Here is a 16,344-nt window from a genome sequence, read left to right as displayed (position 1 = left end):
CAGTAAATGATTGAACCCAACATTTTTGTATCAATTTATAACTTTAGACAAATGGGTTACTACCACCACCAAATGGAGCACCAGATCCACTAAATGGATTACTTCCATCAGTAGATAGATTACCACCAGCAAATAAACTACCTGCTTCTTGGTACTGTCCGATATTCCCGCTAATTGTTGAAACCCGACCTTGGATATATGCTTTTGCGTCATCAGACAAATAGTCAGGAAGATTTAAATCTCCACCATTAAGGATTGCAAGGAACTCTTCTTGAGTTGGGTAACCAGAAGTCACACTACTACCAGCAATAGATTCGTTGAAGGTTGCAACAGAAGAATTTTCAATGCTGCTGTTGAAGATATCTGTTTGGTTTGTGATGTTATTTACTGCTGCGACTTCATCTGTTGGAATGACGATGTTTTCTTCAGCAGGAGTAACAACTTCAGCAACTAGTACTGATTCTTGTACAACAGTTGAAGATGGTGTATTACCCGTTAAAGAAGTAACCAATCCGCTAACTATAGAGCTTATTTGCTCTGCAATTAAGTTAGTGTTACCGCCGTTGACTTGTGCAGTAACAAAGTTACTTAAATCGGTACGAGTTGCATCTATTTGATTTGCTTGTGGATTGGACGCGAAAGGACTACCAGTTTGGTTACTATCACCACCACCAAAGCCGCCAGTGCTACCACCACCAGATCCACTGCTAGCCTGGATAGCTTGGTTGCTCACGTTGCTACCAAAGCTAGGATCAAACGGATTGAAACCGCCAAAGGATGAGCCTTCTCCACCACCAGACTGGTTGCTACCACCTGACGGTTGATTGAAAGGGTTTAACGTGCTAGTGTTAATGCTGGTGTTGGTATCAGGAGTACCACCAGGAGGAAATGCGCTATAAATTGCCTGGTCAATGTTATATCTGATTTGATCGAAAGGTGACACTGGCGCACCACCACCAGCAAATTGGTTGCCACCCTCACCGCCAGATTGAGTACCACCACCGTCAGGAAAGCCTGGTAAATTCTCAGTGCCTACAGCATCGCCCAAGCGACCAAATGGAGATTGTGAAAACCCAGAACTAGAAGTACTTTGGGTAGAAGTGTTTTCAGTTGCCATTGAGAATAATTCTCCTATTTTTGAACTAGAAATCACGGAAGCAATGGTAAACACTGCAGACAAAAATAGTCTGCTTGTTTACAAGTTTTTGCTTATTTTTATCGCTCAAATTAATAATGAAGTTTGAGGTTTAAGAAGCAGACTGCGTTGTCATGTAAAATCCACTCACACCGATTCTGAAACGATGTATACGCAATCAAATCAAACTGTAAATCACGCTACTATCTATATAAAACTTAAACAAAATATTCAAGAAATTCAATAAAATTTATTTTGATGTATTTATCAAATTTTTAGATATATTTTAAAATGCAAAATAGACAGCGCGATCGCTACCTTTAATTAACTCATTAAGTATCAATATTAGGAATCATAAATGATTTATCAAAAAATCTTGGTATGTAGGGCTAAAGACCACCAAAAGCTTTATGTGGTGGGCTTTAGCCCTACATACGTATATTTCAAAAATTAAATAGGAGTCCTATAGCAGGAATACAGTGTCTAATTTAAATTAGGAAGAATTTTTGTAGGGTGGGCAATGCCTACTAAAAGCTAAAATTGATGGGCTTTAGCCCTACCTACATAATCTTTCAAATTAGGAATAAGTACAAAATCAAAAGTTAGAATTAACTTTTAACTTCTACACCATAACACCTACTTCCTTTCGGGAAGGTTTGAAAGTCTGTTCATTAGACCAACGACCAACGACTTTGCCAATAACTGACAATTCCTGAACCAAGCAATCAAACTTTTCGGGAGTGAGGGATTGGGGTCCATCAGAAAGTGCTTTAGCAGGATTGGGGTGAACTTCAATCATTAAAGAATCTGTACCTGCTGCTATAGCTGCTAACGCCATTGAGCCAACATACTCAGACTTACCAGTACCATGACTGGGATCGATCATGATTGGTAAGTGTGTAAGCTGTCTCAATACTGGAATGACAGACAAATCTAAGGTGTTGCGAACATATTTAGAATCAAAAGTTCTGATCCCACGCTCGCAAAGAATCACATTTGGATTTCCACCAGCCAGAATATATTCTGCTGCCATGAGCCACTCATCAATTGTGCAAGACATTCCTCGCTTGAGCAGTACAGGCTTATCTTGAGCACCTACTTTCTTTAATAGAGAAAAGTTTTGCATATTTCGAGCGCCAACTTGTACCACATCAGCAACACGAACGATCGCAGCCAAATCAGCAGCATCCATAACTTCTGTAATGATACCCAAACCTGTCGCTTCACGAGCAGCTGCTAATAACTCTAGAGCACTCTCACCGTGTCCTTGAAAGGCATAAGGAGAAGTACGAGGCTTGAAAGCACCACCACGCAGAAACTTAGCTCCCGCAGCCTTCACCCGCTTAGCTGTTTCTACAATCATGGCTTCATTTTCAACAGAGCAAGGTCCAGCAATCAATACAATAGGATGTTGCTCGCCAATGCAGACAGAACCATTGGGTGTAGGTACAACAACTTCGCTTGGTTGTCCGTGACGGAATTGTCGGCTCGCCCGCTTAAAAGGTTTCTCAACACGCAAAACTTGCTCGATCCAAGGGCTGCTATTTTGAATAACCATTGGGTCAAGAGTTGCAGTTTCACCAATCATTCCGAGAACCACTTTATGCTGACCGACACTTTTTTCTACAGTAACTCCCCAATTTTCACTCAATTCTTGACTAATACGAGTAATTTCATCAACAGGTGTATTATTCTTAATAATTACAATCATGATTGTTTATCCTCTAAATTTGATAGTAGTGAGTGGTTAGTAGGGGCGCAATGCCTTGCGCCCTTACACTGGTCACTGGTCACCGGTCACCGGTCACTGATTTAAAAATTCCGCAAGCTGTTCTAGTTTTTTCCAAGCTTCACCACTTTGCAGAACTTCCTTGGCAAGGGCAATACCTTTTACAGCTGCGGTGGCAATATCCGTTGCTCCATCATCAATTGCTTCACCCACATAAAGTGCTAGGGCTGCGTTTAATGCCACAACATCTTGCTGTGGTTGTGTTCCTTTTCCTTGTAACACCGCTTTTAAAATTTCTGCGTTTTCCTGGACTTCTCCTCCTCGTAATGCTTCCGTTGGCGCAGGAGTTAAACCCAGTTCTTCCGGACTAAGTACAGATGGAATGACACTTCGATCTTTGAGTACAGCCAAGTCATTTAAATCTGCTAGCCCAGCTTCATCTAACCTTTCCCGTCCGTACACTACAATTGCACGACGAGTTCCTAGTTCTGACAAAGCTTTCGCAATTGTTTCTACTAGCATTGGGTCACACACACCAATAATTTGCCCTGTTGGTCGCATGGGATTGACCAAAGGACCCAGCAAGTTAAAAACAGTTCGCACTTTTAATGTTTTTCGCATAGCAGCAACTGCTTTGAGTGCTGGATGCCACCCAGGAGCAAACAAGAATGTTACGCCGACTTCATCGACTGCGGACTTGACTTTCTGAGGATCGGCGCTAAGATTTATACCTAAAGCCTCTAACACATCAGCAGAACCAGTCTTGCTGGACGCCGAACGATTACCATGCTTTGCAACTTTTACCCCTGCTGCTGCAACAACAAAGGCGACGGCTGTGGAGATGTTGAAGGTTGAAGCTCCATCTCCTCCCGTTCCGCAAGTGTCTACTAAGGGAGTAGGGAGTGGTGAATGGGGAAGGTGCGGCCCCCTCTGGGGACAAGGGGCAATGGGGGAAGAAGATTGGGATTGCAGGACACCAGCCATACCTACCAACTCTTCTGTAGATACTCCTTTGGCTTGAATCGCTGCCAAAATTGCCCCAGATAGTACTGGAGAAATAGCATCTGTCAGCCAACCTTCCATAAGCGCTCTGGCTTGATCGACTGAAAGCGATCGCCTATCGAGCAGTTGCTTGAGCAAAGCAGGTAAATCGAGAGATTCGGGTGTGACGGTGATGTTGTCACTTGCCAATTGTGTTGAGGCTACCATAATTTATTCTGGTTTTTGATGAATGCAGTCGCGAAGAAGAATTTTAAATTTTCAATTCTGGATTAAAAATGAATTGCCCTCATCCCCAACCCTTCTCCCAAAGGGAGAAGGGAGCTAATTTCCTCATTCCCTCTGCCTTTGGGAGAGGGTCAACATCATTTCTCAATCCAAAATCCAAAATGTAAAATCTAAAATAAGTATCAAGCGGGATTGATGACTTTAGCAACTGTTTGTACGTCCTTGTCTCCCCTACCCGAACAATTAATCACTATTCGGGGGCTACCACTTAGCTGCGGGCAGAGTGTTTCAAGATACGCGATCGCATGAGAGGTTTCCAAAGCTGGAATAATTCCTTCTAGCTGAGACAAACGCTGGAACGCTGCTAAAGCTTCAGAATCACTTACGCTGTAGTACTCAGCACGACCGAGATCCTTAAGATAGCTGTGTTCTGGACCTACACCAGGATAATCCAAACCAGCGCTAATGGAATGGGCTTCCACAACCTGACCATCGCCATCTTGCAACACGTAGCTCATCGCACCATGCAACACACCAATTCGACCTCGTGTTAAAGTAGCTGCATGCTTCTCCGTGTTAACACCTTCACCTGCTGCCTCAACTCCAATGATACGGACAGATGGTTCATTCACAAACTCAGTGAACAACCCAATGGCATTAGAACCACCACCCACACAAGCCAAAAGGATATCTGGAAGACCGCTCCATTTCTCCAAACATTGAGCGCGAGTCTCTTGACCAATGATAGCGTGAAAATCGCGTACTAGCATTGGATAGGGATGAGGACCAGCAACAGAACCTAAAATGTAATGAGTTGTTTCTACATTTGTTACCCAGTCTCGGATAGCTTCAGAAGTTGCATCTTTGAGGGTTCCAGTCCCAGCTGCAACGGGACGCACCTCTGCTCCCATCAGCTTCATCCGGAAAACGTTAAGGGATTGGCGTTGCATATCATGGATACCCATGTAGATCGCGCACTGCAAACCAAAACGAGCACACACAGTAGCAGTTGCAACTCCGTGCTGACCTGCGCCAGTTTCAGCGATAATGCGCTGCTTGCCCATACGCTTTGCCAACAACACCTGACCCAAAGCATTATTAATTTTATGAGCACCTGTATGGTTTAAATCTTCACGCTTTAAGTAAATTTGTGGTCCGGTTCCATCGGGTCTAGTATATTTTGCTGTCAGACGTTCGGCAAAATATAAAGGACTGGGGCGACCCACATAATCGCGCAGTAATTCGTTTAATTCTGCTTGAAAAGTTGGGTCATTGCGATATTGTGCTGCTGCAGCTTCTAATTCACTTAAAGCAGGCATTAAGGTTTCAGGGACATATTTACCCCCAAAACGTCCAAATCTTCCCAAAGAGTCAGGAACTACAGATGCGGCTGCAATGTTTTTATCTGAGATGCTTACCATGTTTGTTAGGGAGTAGGGAGTAGGGAGTAGGGAGCGCAATGCCTTGCGCCCGTACAGTGGCTAATGAGCAATTAGCAATTAGCAATTAGCAATTCAGGTGCTATCGCTGCTTTTAATTCTTTGCAAAGTTCTTCAATTGCTTGGAGTCCTTCTTCTGGATTACCAGTTGCTAAACGTTTCACAAAAGCGCTACCAACAATCACGGCGTCTGCGCCCCATTCTTTAACCTGACGCGCTTGTTCTGAGCCGGAAATACCAAAGCCGACGCCAATTGGCTTATCACTTACGCTTCGCATGGACGCTAATAACGGCTTTACACGCTCCTGAATTTGAGAACGTATACCTGTTACACCAGTGACACTAACAAGGTAAATAAATCCTCTAGAAGATTGGGCGATCGCATTAATTCTTTCTTTGGAACTTGTAGGAGCCACAAGCAAAATAACTTCTATTCCAAATTCAGCAGCCGTGTTAATTAACTCTTCTGCTTCTTCTAAAGGTAAGTCTGGAACAACTAAGCCCCGCGCTCCAACATTTGCAATTTGCGCTAAAAATGGCCTAATACCCCAATTTAAAATAGGATTGTAGTAAGTAAATAAAATAATAGGTGCTTGCAGGCTAGGGCTAACTTCTGCAACTAAGTCTAGCACTTGTTCTAGTGTAGTTCCCTTAGACAAAGCGCGAGTCGCTGCCGCTTGAATAACGGGACCATCTGCAAGGGGATCGGAATAAGGAACACCCAATTCAATAAAGTCAGCACCATTCCTGTCTAATACGCGCAAAGCCTCTTTTGTTGTTTCCAGGTCTGGATCTCCTGCTGTCACAAAAGGAATTAAAGCACACTGATTGCGATTTCTTAAAGATTGAAAGCGTTCGGAAATAGAAGCCATTGATTTTGTTAGTTGTTAGTTGTTAGTGGTCACTGATTACTGGTCACTGGTCACTGTTAAGCAGGCTTCGCACAGCCTTCTCTATATCAGCTTGTTTTACTAAGGATTCTCCCACGAGTACTGCACGAGCACCAACTTCAGCTACAAATGATAAATCGGCGGGTGTATATAAGCCAGACTCACTGACAAGAGTGATGCCATAGCTTTGTAATTGCGATCGCCGTTGCTCTGACAGTTTTTGGGTTGTTTTAATATCGAGGGTGAAATCTTCTAGATTGCGATTGTTTATACCTATTAAGCGTATGTTATCCAATTTTAGAACTCTATCTAGTTCACCTAAGGTATGAACTTCTACTAAAGCTTTCATTCCTAAGTCATGGATAACTCTCGCAAAATCCTGAATTTCTTCATCTGTTAAAATGGCTGCTATCAATAATACAGCATCTGCACCTGCCACTCGTGCATAATAAATTTGATAAATATCAATAATAAACTCTTTACACAATAGTGGCAGTGCAACTTTTTGCCTGATATTACGCAAGTTATCAAAATTACCCTGGAAGAACTTGGAATCTGTAAGAACGGACAAACAAGCTGCTCCACCTCGTTCGTAAGCTTGTGCGATCGCTACCGGATCGAAGTCAGCACGAAGTACGCCACGGCTTGGAGATGCTTTTTTCACCTCCGCAATCACGCTAGGTAGGTAAGGGTTTTCTCGCAAAGCCGTCAAGAAATTTCTGACTATAGAAGCCGTACTTAATTGTTGTTGCAAAGAAACTAAAGGCAATTCCTGACGCATTTGTGCAACTTCTTGCCTTTTGTACCACACAATTTCTTCGAGAATGTGGCGCGGACGAACACCAACTGAATAATTCATAAATGTTAGTTGATAGTTGTTAGTGGATAGTGAATAGTTGTTGGTTATTAGAAACTACTAACCACTAACCACTAACTTCTGTATTTGAGTATATGCACGGACTACATTCTGGATGATTGCCAGACCAACTTCTTGTGATAGAGTCATAATAGATTCTGGATGAAACTGCACGGCAGTTATAGGAAGCGATCGATGCTCAATTGCCATGATCGTTTCATCATCTGAGATAGCTGTTACTTTCAATTGTTCGGGTAACCGATGTGGTAAGGCAAACAAAGAATGATATCTACCTACTGAAAAGGATTGGGGTAAGCCTTTAAATAAAACTGAATCTGGTTCAGTCACGATCGCCCTTGAGGATTTACCATGTTGGGGATAATGAAGAACTCCGAGTTCTCCTCCAAAGGCTTCAACAATTCCTTGTAGTCCCAGACACACTCCAAACAGAGGTATATTGCGGCGCACGCAACTTTGAACCATGTCTGGTACATTAAAATCACTGGGTTTACCGGGACCGGGAGATAAAACAACTAAGTCCGGACGCTCTATATCCAAGAGGGATTCTGAGAAGCCGTGACGTAATGTGGTGACTGTTGCTCCAGTTTGACGAATGTAGTTGGCTAGTGTGTGAACAAATGAGTCTTCGTAATCGATAAGTAAAATACGCTTACCGGGTTCGACATCTGGAACACAAGCGCTCAATTTTGCTCGTTTGCAATTGTTTGATGAGATTCCTTGCTTTGCACGGCGAATTGTTTCAAATAATGCCGCACCTTTTGTCATTGTCTCTTGTTCTTCTGCTGATGGCAAAGAGTCATAAAGAACTGTTGCTCCTACTCTTACCTCGGCAATTGAATCTTGAAGCCTAATGGTTCTCAAAATTAATCCTGTATTCAGGTTACCATTAAAGTTGAGGTAGCCCACTGCTCCACCATACCAGCGTCTGGCGCTGCGTTCGTGCTGTTCGAGGAATTGCATTGCCGATCGCTTGGGTGCGCCTGTCACTGTCACCGCCCAGGTATGGGTTAGAAAGGCGTCCAAAGCATCAAACTGCGATCGCAGCAAACCCTCAACATGATCCACTGTATGGATCAAGTGACTATACATTTCTATTTGACGGCGACCGATCACCTGTACGGATCCAGGTTCGCAAATCCGGGATTTGTCATTGCGATCCACGTCAGTACACATGGTCAACTCTGCTTCTTCCTTACCTGAATTTAGGAGTTGACGAATTTGCTCGGCATCATCAAGGGCATCTTGTCCCCGAGTAATAGTACCACTAATTGGGCAGGTTTCTACTCGCCGCCCTTCAACCCGCACAAACATTTCTGGGGAAGCACCAATGATAAACTCTCCACCAAGGTTGAAGATAAAACCATAAGGGCTGGGGTTTATATGCTGTAGGGTTTGGAAAAGTTGGCTGGGTGGTTGTTCGCAGGACTCAAAAAAGCTTTGCGAAGGAACCACTTCAAACAAATCTCCACGCCGGAAATAATCTAGCGCTACTTTTACTTGACTGGCATATTCTCCTGGTGCATGGTCGGAAGCTTTTGCTGGAACAAGGTGCTTACCTCTGTAGTCAATTGATTCCCCTATACGTGGAAGATGTTGGGTATTGCCTTCTGTTGTTTCAAATTCATACTGCACTCGATAAGCACGCTGCAAATAGTAGTCAACAACAACCAATTCATCGGGCAAATAAAGCACTATATCCCGTTGGTCTGCGGGACGTTCCAGACGCATTGGAATTGGTTCAAACTGAAATAACAAATCATAGCCAAATGCCCCATACAATCCTAGATGCTCGTCTTCATGACTAGAGAAAACATGGAGAATTTCGCGAATCACTGTGAACGCAGAAGGTTGCTTACTGCGTTCTTCTTCTACAAACAATTGCAAGGCAGGCTTTACAGATCCAGTAATATAATCGCTGTCTTGCTTGACTTCTTGAAGTTGGGAATGTGCAGATAGACGCACCAACAATAGGGGTAGAAGCACCTTGCCGCGATTGTTTAGAGCTTTTACGCTGAAAGCTCTCTCCCGTGTTGTCAGTTCTAGTGGTGGATTTACAAATCCAATCGCCCATCTTTTGTATCGCCCTGGATATTCATAGCTGCTTTTAAGCAATCCTCCTCGCTGGGAGTCCAAATAAAAGGAAATTTCATCCAAGGCTGTGTCCAACTTCACTTCAGTGATGGAGCGAGATACACCTATACCGCCAAGAGTTTTGTAAGTGTGAGAATCAACAATCATGGGCAATTTCTTTGATGGTGAGGGAGTATTTAATTGCATATCTAAACAGCCTACGATAAACGCAGACTTTGCCACTTGGACTAATCTCTAATTAGATAAATTGTGCCTTAAAGCACAGTATATACGCAGCTAATAACAATAAATTAATCGAGACGGACAATTCACGGAAAACAGAGCTTGTAGCAGCAAAGTATGAAGTATTTCTTGGTATAAGTTTAGCTTACTAAATGTTAAGGAATATATAGATGAACATTTTTTCGTTATATGTGTCATTTTTTTGGCTTTTTACTTTTGCTTCTAAGTAAAACTCCAGAAACTACATGAAGGTCGTTATCCTCTACCACCTTGAGTTACAAATTCTTTCTCTCTAAAGGAATATATGTAATAACTCGTTTAAGACTAAGTATTTACTAGGAGAATAGGAGTATATAAAAAATTATATTTTCTACTCCCTATTTTCAATTTTCTTCCTCCTACTCCCAACTCCCTACTCCCAACTCCCCACTCCCTATTTTCAATGAAGATGTTGCAGTATGAGGTGACATACATCCCTTGCTTCTATCGATTCAGCAGATAGCAAATGAGTTTGCTGAGTTATAAATAATGGTTTATCTGCAGCAGCAACGGTTGTAGAGCCATGAGATCCACGTACCAAGGATGCATCTAAAGGAATAACATCCATTAAGTAGCGAAAACCAAGCTGTTTTTTTAACAGTTTTATGCCTATTTTAAGTTTGGGAAGTTGAATTTGAGGGTCGAGAAAAAGTTCTACTGGATCGTAACCGGGTTTGCGATGGATATCTACTGTTCTGGCAAAATCCGGAGCACGATTGTCATCTAGCCAGTAATAGTAAGTAAACCAGGCATTTGGTTGAGCGATCGCGACTAACTCTCCCGATCTGGAATGATTGAGATGGTATGCTGGCTTTTCTTCGTCTCCCAACACTTGGGCAACACCCTCTGTTGCTTCTAACAGCACTCTCACTTTAGGTATGTAAAATGGATCGTTGACATAAACGTGAGCAATTTGGTGGTCGGCGACAGCAAATGCTTTACTTGCTCCAGGGTCGAGTAATTCCCGCCCCAGTTCTTCTCTTACACTCAGCAACCCTTGTTCTCGGAGCATCCGGTTCAGGTGAACTGGTTGAGATACAGCTGTAATACCATATTCAGACAGAACAATGACTTGTGTACCTCGGTTTTCGTAGAATTCAATGAGATCGCGGCAAACACCATCAATTTCTTGTAAGTCTTTTGCGACTCGTTTGTCCTCTGGTCCAAATTTTTGCAAGCAGTAATCTAAATGAGGTAAGTAAATGAGTGTGAGGGTAGGGTTGCACTTTTGTTCCACCCATTTAGCAGAAGAGGCTATCCACTCACTACACCGAATAGACGTGTTGGGACCCCAGAAATTAAAGAGAGGAAACTGACCAAACTCAGTTTGGAGTTCCGAACGCCATTCTTGTGGATAAGTGTAAATATCAGGAAGTTTTCTACCGTCAGCAGGATACATTGGTCGGGGGGTAACTGCATAGTCTACTGAAGAGTACATATTGTACCACCAGAACAAATTGGCGCAGGTAAAAGATGGATCTAGCGATCGCGCCATATCCCACACTTTTGGTGCTTGAACGAGTTTATTGGACTGTCGCCAAAACTTAATCTCGCAATCATCGTGAAAATACCAGCCATTGGCAACAATACCGTGCTCATCGGGCATTTTTCCGGTTAGATAGGTTGCTTGCGCTGTACAGGTAACAGCAGGTAACACTGGCGAAATTGGAACAGCTTTTCCAGAGGCTACCCATCGAGATAGGAATGGCGTATGTTCTCCCAATAAACTGGGTGACAATCCGACTACGTTAAGAACAGCAGTTTTATGCATGACTATGATAGGGAGTAGGGAGTAGGGAGTAGGGAGTAGGGGTAAGAAATTTTTGTTTGTTCTGGTGTAGGGAAGTACATGATAGCTATTTAATATTTGCTTCTAATCATAGTAGGGAATCACAAAATAGCACAGATTTTCCTATCTTTACCTGCGTAATTTTTGGGATATCTAAAAATCTAACAAACACATCAAAAAATTGTTCATTTATCCTGAAATTTACATATCTTATACTTCTAAAGTAAAGGGTTATAAAAAAATGCGTCTTGATGTCAATCGCGCTTTTTATTTGTAGAAAAAAGGGCAATTATGATTTCACGTTCATATACTTTAGGACTAGCCTCAGTAGCTATCACGCTAATTAGTTTTGGACTAGATACAGCAAAAGCCAACGCGCAAACAAATTATGAATTTAGCGCCACTTACGATACGGTAGTCACCATTGACCCTTCTTTTAGACCAGACATAGGTATTACTAGAGCAACGATTACAGGTGAAAATGCTGATGCTCCATATGGATTGAGTAAGTTTCTCAGCAATACTTACGGTCAATTTGACCCAACAACAAACATTTCTTACTTCAATGCAGATGCATCTGCTTTTGGCTTAGAAAATCAGCCACTTCTTAGCGATCGATATTATGGTGGGAGCAATGAATTATATGGAACCGCCAACGACCAAGCTAAATTTGATTTTGTTAACGGTACAGTGAATGGTGCTGGAACTATCACTCTGACTGGTGGTGAAGGTCTATTCAAGGATGCAGTTGGTAACATAACTTTTACTCAAAATGACAGATTAACCAGTACAGATTTGACTGCGCCTTTTAAAGGTAAAGCTGTGCTCAAATTCTCCGTACAAACCCCCAAAGCTGTTCCAGAACCAAATGCAACTGCTGGGGTAATTGGTATGGGATTTGTTGGCTTAAGTTTTTTGTTAGGAAAATATAGTCGTAAGTTGAAATTCCGGCGTTAAATCCTAGTTAGATCCGCGACTTCTTCAAGAAGTCGCGGATCTTGCAACCTATCAGTAAGCTGTTCTACATCCAATTTACATAATTTGGGCTGGCAGGATGCCCACCCCACAAGAATTGAACAATTTGCAAGTGAAATTCTTGTGGAACGGGCATCTTGCCCGTCTCTTTTACAGGGAGCATCCCGAATTTGCTAATTGCCCTCAGAATAGAATTCTGGGGCTACACAAACAAAGTCCGCCTACGCGGACTTCTTATTATTAAGTCCACGCAGGTGGACTTAGCCTCTATAGCTGCGATTTCAATCGCAAACGTGTTTTTTCCAAATTGGGATGCTCCCCTTTTACAAATAGCCCGTCTTTTTTACAAATAGCCCCGCTCTTTTACAAATAACTTACCCAACACCATGCTGTCAAAGCTTGAGCTAATCTATATAATGCTAAGGTAAATGTAAAACCTGTTTCTGATTCTTCGTTATGACTGCTTTAGCTCCTGTTGTCAAACCTGTTAGCAAGATACGATTGGCTCCCGGTAGCTTAGTGACTATCCCAGATGTTACTTGGGAGGAGTTTGAAGCGATCGTGCAGGAATTGGGCGAACACCGAAGTGCAAGAGTAGCTTACAGCAAGGGGACTTTAGAAATTATGCTTCCCTTACCAGAACATGAGAAGCCAAAAGAATTAATTTCAGATCTTGTAAAAACTTTGCTCAGAGCTAAAGGTAGAAGATATGAACCATTTGGTTCTACTACTTTTAAAAAAGAAGGGACAGCAGGAGTTGAACCTGATGCTTGCTTTTATATTCAGAATTACCAACGCATGATTGGTCGTCGTCGGTTACAAGCCGACGATCCACCACCAGATTTAGCTATTGAAACAGATGTGTCTTCTAAAACTACTCTCGAAGCATACAAGGTAATCGGTGTCCCAGAAGTTTGGGTTTATGATAGCGGAACACTTACTATCTATTTATTAAGACAAGGAAGTTACATAAAATCCGAAACCAGTCCCAATTTTGAAAACATACAATTAACACAAATTATTCCCGCTTTGGTAGAGCGTGCTTGGCAGGTAGGTAGCGTTCAAGCATTGGAAGAACTTGAAGCGATGATTGCTATAGGAAGAGGATAAATAAGGGAGCATCCCAATTTGGCACAAGCCTGCAAGAATAGAAATTTGGGGCTATACAAACAAAGCCTGCCGGAGCAGGCTTTGATGCATCAGTCCACGCAGGTGGACTTTGTTTGTATAGCCGCGATTTCAATCGCCAGCATTTAACAGCTAACTGTCAACACATTTCTACTATTTGCTTCCATCTTCGACAATACCCACTCATACTCCCGTTGAAGTGATGATGATAAATCTAGCTTCATCTCCTTTGGCAGAACTTCCCAGGTGTATGTCTCTATTTCAAGATGGTCACAAGCATGATTATCTTGTAATAAGTCTAATACCTTTGTTATATCATTTTGAGTGGACTGAAATAGTTGATAATCTCTAATAAAAATTGGAACGTGAAAGTGAATGCGCCACTCAGAAGCTGTCGTCTTTTCTAACTCTGGTAAAGCTTGTTCTAAATCAGGGTAGTGACGCAGTTTTCCATGACTCTCTCTTGCAATAACTTGGTGTAAATATGTAGATTCAGCAAAAGGCAGCAATCTCTCTTTGATGAGGCGGCGCTGTTCAATATCTGTGGGAATTTTCACCTGTAGTGCAGCACTAATTTGAATTTTGCCAACTTGAATTCCTGCAGATTGGAATTTCTGGAAGACTGTAATTGGGTCTTCATACTCCACAGCAAAATGACAGGTATCGTAACAAACGCGCACGTGATTTAATAAATGAGTTTCAGCTGCTTCAAAAGAAATTCCTAAATGCTTTGTTAAATAATCTCCACCTATAGGTAATAAGTAGGTTTGGAAATAATCAACCACCTCAGCAGCATTTTCTATCAACCCATCTGGTTCTGGTTCTAAATCTAAATGAATATTTTTTCCAGTTTCGTGTTTAATTTTTACCATTTCTGCTACTACTTCTGCTATACGGAGAGTAGCACTACTTGTGACGGAGGCTTGAAAAAGTTGATTGCCTTTAAACCAAGGTTTGTATGATAGCGGTAATGTAGAAATACTGCCTTCGACACCTGAAGGTAAAAGCTGTGCGAGTATGTGTACTAATCTTATGGTATAGTCTAATCTCTCTTGTTTTGACCAATCTGGTGCATAAACTTGGTCTTTTACGACTTGCCAATGAAATCCACCAAACGGAAAGCCATTTAAGGTAAATACGTATAGGTTTTGCTTAGTTAACCACGATTGGAACTCTGTTAAATTGTTTCCTTCAAGCAATTCCTTCGTTGCAACATCTGCCAATCGCAATCCAATACCAAATGGACTTTCATGGGCTGTCAAATCCCGGACTTCTTGAAGAAGTCCGGGATTTGAACTCACTAGCTGTGCTTTTAAAGATGGTATGTACTGCTTTAAGTTGGTAAAGACTTTGTTCCACTCTTCACCGGGATGAATATTTGTACAGTATGTTAAATGAAAGTCTTTATTTGTGGCAATTTTCATGATTTTTTCCCTATCCTAGCTTTAATTGGTCTAGCTCCCCGACTTCGCATGAGTTGTCGGGGATCTGGGAATCTTGCAGCGCCTTGAATGGTTGGCATTGCCCACCCTACTACCCCCTAATCCCTAGTCCAGCCTGAGGTTGGTAACGTGGAGTTATAAAACTCGCTGAGCAACCAAATGGCTTGTCGGTATAAGGATAGGTCTACTTCATGAACTTCAATACCCTTACCGATGCGTTGTAAAAGTGTAATTGTCAGTTCACCACCCAAGTGTTCTTGAAATTCGGTGAGTCCTCGGAACAAACAATGAGGATCTTCTGGTTGATCCATTTTTGTAGAAAGCTCGGGTACGTATAGGTTAAAGCCTAGCGCTGTCAGTGTATTGAGTATCTGCTGCCACTCTAAACGAGAAAGCAATCCTAACAGATAGGAGTAAGTACTATCTAAAGCAATACCGATCGCAACTGCTTCTCCATGGCGTAAGCTGTAGTCTGTTAACTGCTCTAGCTTATGTGCTGCCCAATGACCAAAATCTAAAGGACGGGATGAACCCATTTCAAAGGGATCTCCGCCTTTGGCAATATGGTTCATATGTAATTGAGCACATTGATAGATGACATTTTGCATAGCTTTCATATCGCGACAAGCAAGTGCAGTAGCTTGTATACGGATGTCGTCAAAGAAGTTAGCATCCTTGATGAGTGCTACTTTAACTGCTTCTGCAATGCCAGAACGCCAATCGCGATCGTCTAGAGTAGTCAAAAACGAAACATCATTTAAAACTGCGTAGGGTGGTGCAAAAGTTCCCAGAAAGTTCTTTTTCCCAAAGGCGTTGATTCCGTTCTTTACCCCTACACCAGAATCATTTTGCGCGAGTACGGTTGTGGGAACGCGAATCAGACGAACTCCGCGATGTGCTGTTGCGGCTGCATATCCAATCAAGTCTAATGCAGCGCCACCACCAATTCCTAACAGGTAGGAATGGCGACACAGTCCGACTGCATCAATTGCAGCATGAATTTGTTCTAGCAACTTGGGATGGTTTTTTGCTTCTTCTCCACCTGGAATTACAATAGGATTTGCAACAAGTGCGATCGCATCAGCATAGCGATCGCAATAAAGTGCCAATTGTTTGGGTAGCGTGCGGTGGGAGTGCAAAAACCCTGAGTCTACGATTGCCAATACTTTTTTCGGGCCCGGTTCTCCATCGGCTGCGATCGTTTGTGCTAACAAAGGGTTTTTGGTATCAAACAATCCGGTGGTAAAATGCACTGCGTAGTGGAAAGTCACCGAAACACTTTGGCGTATTGCGGGTAAATTATGTATTGTAGTTTTCTGCCTGATTTCCGTAACCATATTTTTACCGATATTTCAATCCAA

At 42.4% G+C, this 16,344-nt stretch carries 12 protein-coding genes; 2 read left to right on the top strand and 10 right to left on the bottom strand.

Annotated features, from left to right (window positions below):
• Positions 1 to 43 precede the first annotated feature (43 nt).
• From WA1_RS17130 to WA1_RS17095, 8 genes are all read right to left on the bottom strand, one after another.
• Entirely contained in the window at positions 44 to 1,117 is a 1,074-nt protein-coding gene (locus WA1_RS17130; RefSeq protein WP_017748805.1) for a hypothetical protein, read from the bottom strand.
• 640 nt (positions 1,118 to 1,757) lie between these two features.
• On the bottom strand, positions 1,758 to 2,846 hold the full coding sequence (gene aroF / locus WA1_RS17125; protein WP_017748803.1) for a 3-deoxy-7-phosphoheptulonate synthase: 1,089 nt from the start codon (positions 2,844 to 2,846) through the stop codon (positions 1,758 to 1,760).
• Positions 2,847 to 2,939: 93 nt separating this feature from the next.
• Complete coding sequence (trpD, locus tag WA1_RS17120) at positions 2,940 to 4,073, bottom strand: anthranilate phosphoribosyltransferase (protein WP_017748802.1); 1,134 nt, start codon at positions 4,071 to 4,073, stop codon at positions 2,940 to 2,942.
• A 200-nt stretch (positions 4,074 to 4,273) separates the two neighbouring features.
• Complete coding sequence (trpB, locus tag WA1_RS17115) at positions 4,274 to 5,512, bottom strand: tryptophan synthase subunit beta (RefSeq protein WP_017748801.1); 1,239 nt, start codon at positions 5,510 to 5,512, stop codon at positions 4,274 to 4,276.
• Between the two features lie 71 nt (positions 5,513 to 5,583).
• Positions 5,584 to 6,402, bottom strand: a complete 819-nt coding sequence (gene trpA, locus WA1_RS17110; RefSeq protein WP_017748800.1) for a tryptophan synthase subunit alpha — start codon at positions 6,400 to 6,402, stop codon at positions 5,584 to 5,586.
• Positions 6,403 to 6,445: 43 nt separating this feature from the next.
• Entirely contained in the window at positions 6,446 to 7,279 is an 834-nt protein-coding gene (gene trpC / locus WA1_RS17105; protein WP_017748799.1) for an indole-3-glycerol phosphate synthase TrpC, read from the bottom strand.
• A 57-nt stretch (positions 7,280 to 7,336) separates the two neighbouring features.
• On the bottom strand, positions 7,337 to 9,535 hold the full coding sequence (locus tag WA1_RS17100; protein WP_017748798.1) for an anthranilate synthase: 2,199 nt from the start codon (positions 9,533 to 9,535) through the stop codon (positions 7,337 to 7,339).
• A 514-nt stretch (positions 9,536 to 10,049) separates the two neighbouring features.
• Positions 10,050 to 11,420 carry an alkaline phosphatase family protein gene (locus WA1_RS17095; RefSeq protein WP_017748797.1) on the bottom strand — a complete coding sequence of 457 codons (1,371 nt, stop codon included), beginning with the start codon at positions 11,418 to 11,420 and terminating at the stop codon, positions 10,050 to 10,052.
• A 309-nt stretch (positions 11,421 to 11,729) separates the two neighbouring features.
• On the opposite strand from WA1_RS17095, the gene WA1_RS17090 reads away from it, so the two are divergent.
• Both WA1_RS17090 and WA1_RS17085 read left to right on the top strand, forming a co-directional pair.
• The gene (locus tag WA1_RS17090) at positions 11,730 to 12,395 is read left to right on the top strand and encodes a hypothetical protein (RefSeq protein WP_017748796.1); all 666 of its coding nucleotides are present in this window, start codon (positions 11,730 to 11,732) and stop codon (positions 12,393 to 12,395) included.
• A gap of 474 nt (positions 12,396 to 12,869) precedes the next feature.
• Positions 12,870 to 13,523, top strand: coding sequence for a Uma2 family endonuclease (locus WA1_RS17085; protein WP_017748794.1), 654 nt, complete (start codon positions 12,870 to 12,872; stop codon positions 13,521 to 13,523).
• Between the two features lie 143 nt (positions 13,524 to 13,666).
• On the opposite strand, the gene eboE is transcribed toward WA1_RS17085, so the two are convergent.
• Entirely contained in the window at positions 13,667 to 14,965 is a 1,299-nt protein-coding gene (gene eboE / locus WA1_RS17080) for a metabolite traffic protein EboE (RefSeq protein WP_017748793.1), read from the bottom strand.
• A gap of 116 nt (positions 14,966 to 15,081) precedes the next feature.
• A complete protein-coding gene (locus WA1_RS17075; protein WP_017748792.1) occupies positions 15,082 to 16,320 on the bottom strand; it encodes a 3-dehydroquinate synthase in 1,239 nt (412 codons plus the stop codon).
• Positions 16,321 to 16,344 lie beyond the last annotated feature (24 nt).

The sequence above is a fragment of the Scytonema hofmannii PCC 7110 genome (assembly GCF_000346485.2).
In the GTDB taxonomy this organism is placed as follows: Bacteria; Cyanobacteriota; Cyanobacteriia; order Cyanobacteriales; family Nostocaceae; genus Scytonema; species Scytonema hofmannii.
This window is presented reverse-complemented; position numbering and strand designations above follow the sequence as displayed.

Excerpts from the sequence above, each read along its gene's own strand:
- WA1_RS17130 (WP_017748805.1), bottom strand. The coding sequence starts at position 1,117 with ATGGCAACTGAAAACACTTCTACCCAAAGTACTTCTAGTTCTGGGTTT.
- aroF (WP_017748803.1), bottom strand. The coding sequence starts at position 2,846 with ATGATTGTAATTATTAAGAATAATACACCTGTTGATGAAATTACTCGT.
- trpD (WP_017748802.1), bottom strand. The coding sequence starts at position 4,073 with ATGGTAGCCTCAACACAATTGGCAAGTGACAACATCACCGTCACACCC.
- trpB (WP_017748801.1), bottom strand. The coding sequence starts at position 5,512 with ATGGTAAGCATCTCAGATAAAAACATTGCAGCCGCATCTGTAGTTCCT.
- trpA (WP_017748800.1), bottom strand. The coding sequence starts at position 6,402 with ATGGCTTCTATTTCCGAACGCTTTCAATCTTTAAGAAATCGCAATCAG.
- trpC (WP_017748799.1), bottom strand. The coding sequence starts at position 7,279 with ATGAATTATTCAGTTGGTGTTCGTCCGCGCCACATTCTCGAAGAAATT.
- WA1_RS17100 (WP_017748798.1), bottom strand. The coding sequence starts at position 9,535 with ATGATTGTTGATTCTCACACTTACAAAACTCTTGGCGGTATAGGTGTA.
- WA1_RS17095 (WP_017748797.1), bottom strand. The coding sequence starts at position 11,420 with ATGCATAAAACTGCTGTTCTTAACGTAGTCGGATTGTCACCCAGTTTA.
- WA1_RS17090 (WP_017748796.1), top strand. The coding sequence starts at position 11,730 with ATGATTTCACGTTCATATACTTTAGGACTAGCCTCAGTAGCTATCACG.
- WA1_RS17085 (WP_017748794.1), top strand. The coding sequence starts at position 12,870 with ATGACTGCTTTAGCTCCTGTTGTCAAACCTGTTAGCAAGATACGATTG.
- eboE (WP_017748793.1), bottom strand. The coding sequence starts at position 14,965 with ATGAAAATTGCCACAAATAAAGACTTTCATTTAACATACTGTACAAAT.
- WA1_RS17075 (WP_017748792.1), bottom strand. The coding sequence starts at position 16,320 with ATGGTTACGGAAATCAGGCAGAAAACTACAATACATAATTTACCCGCA.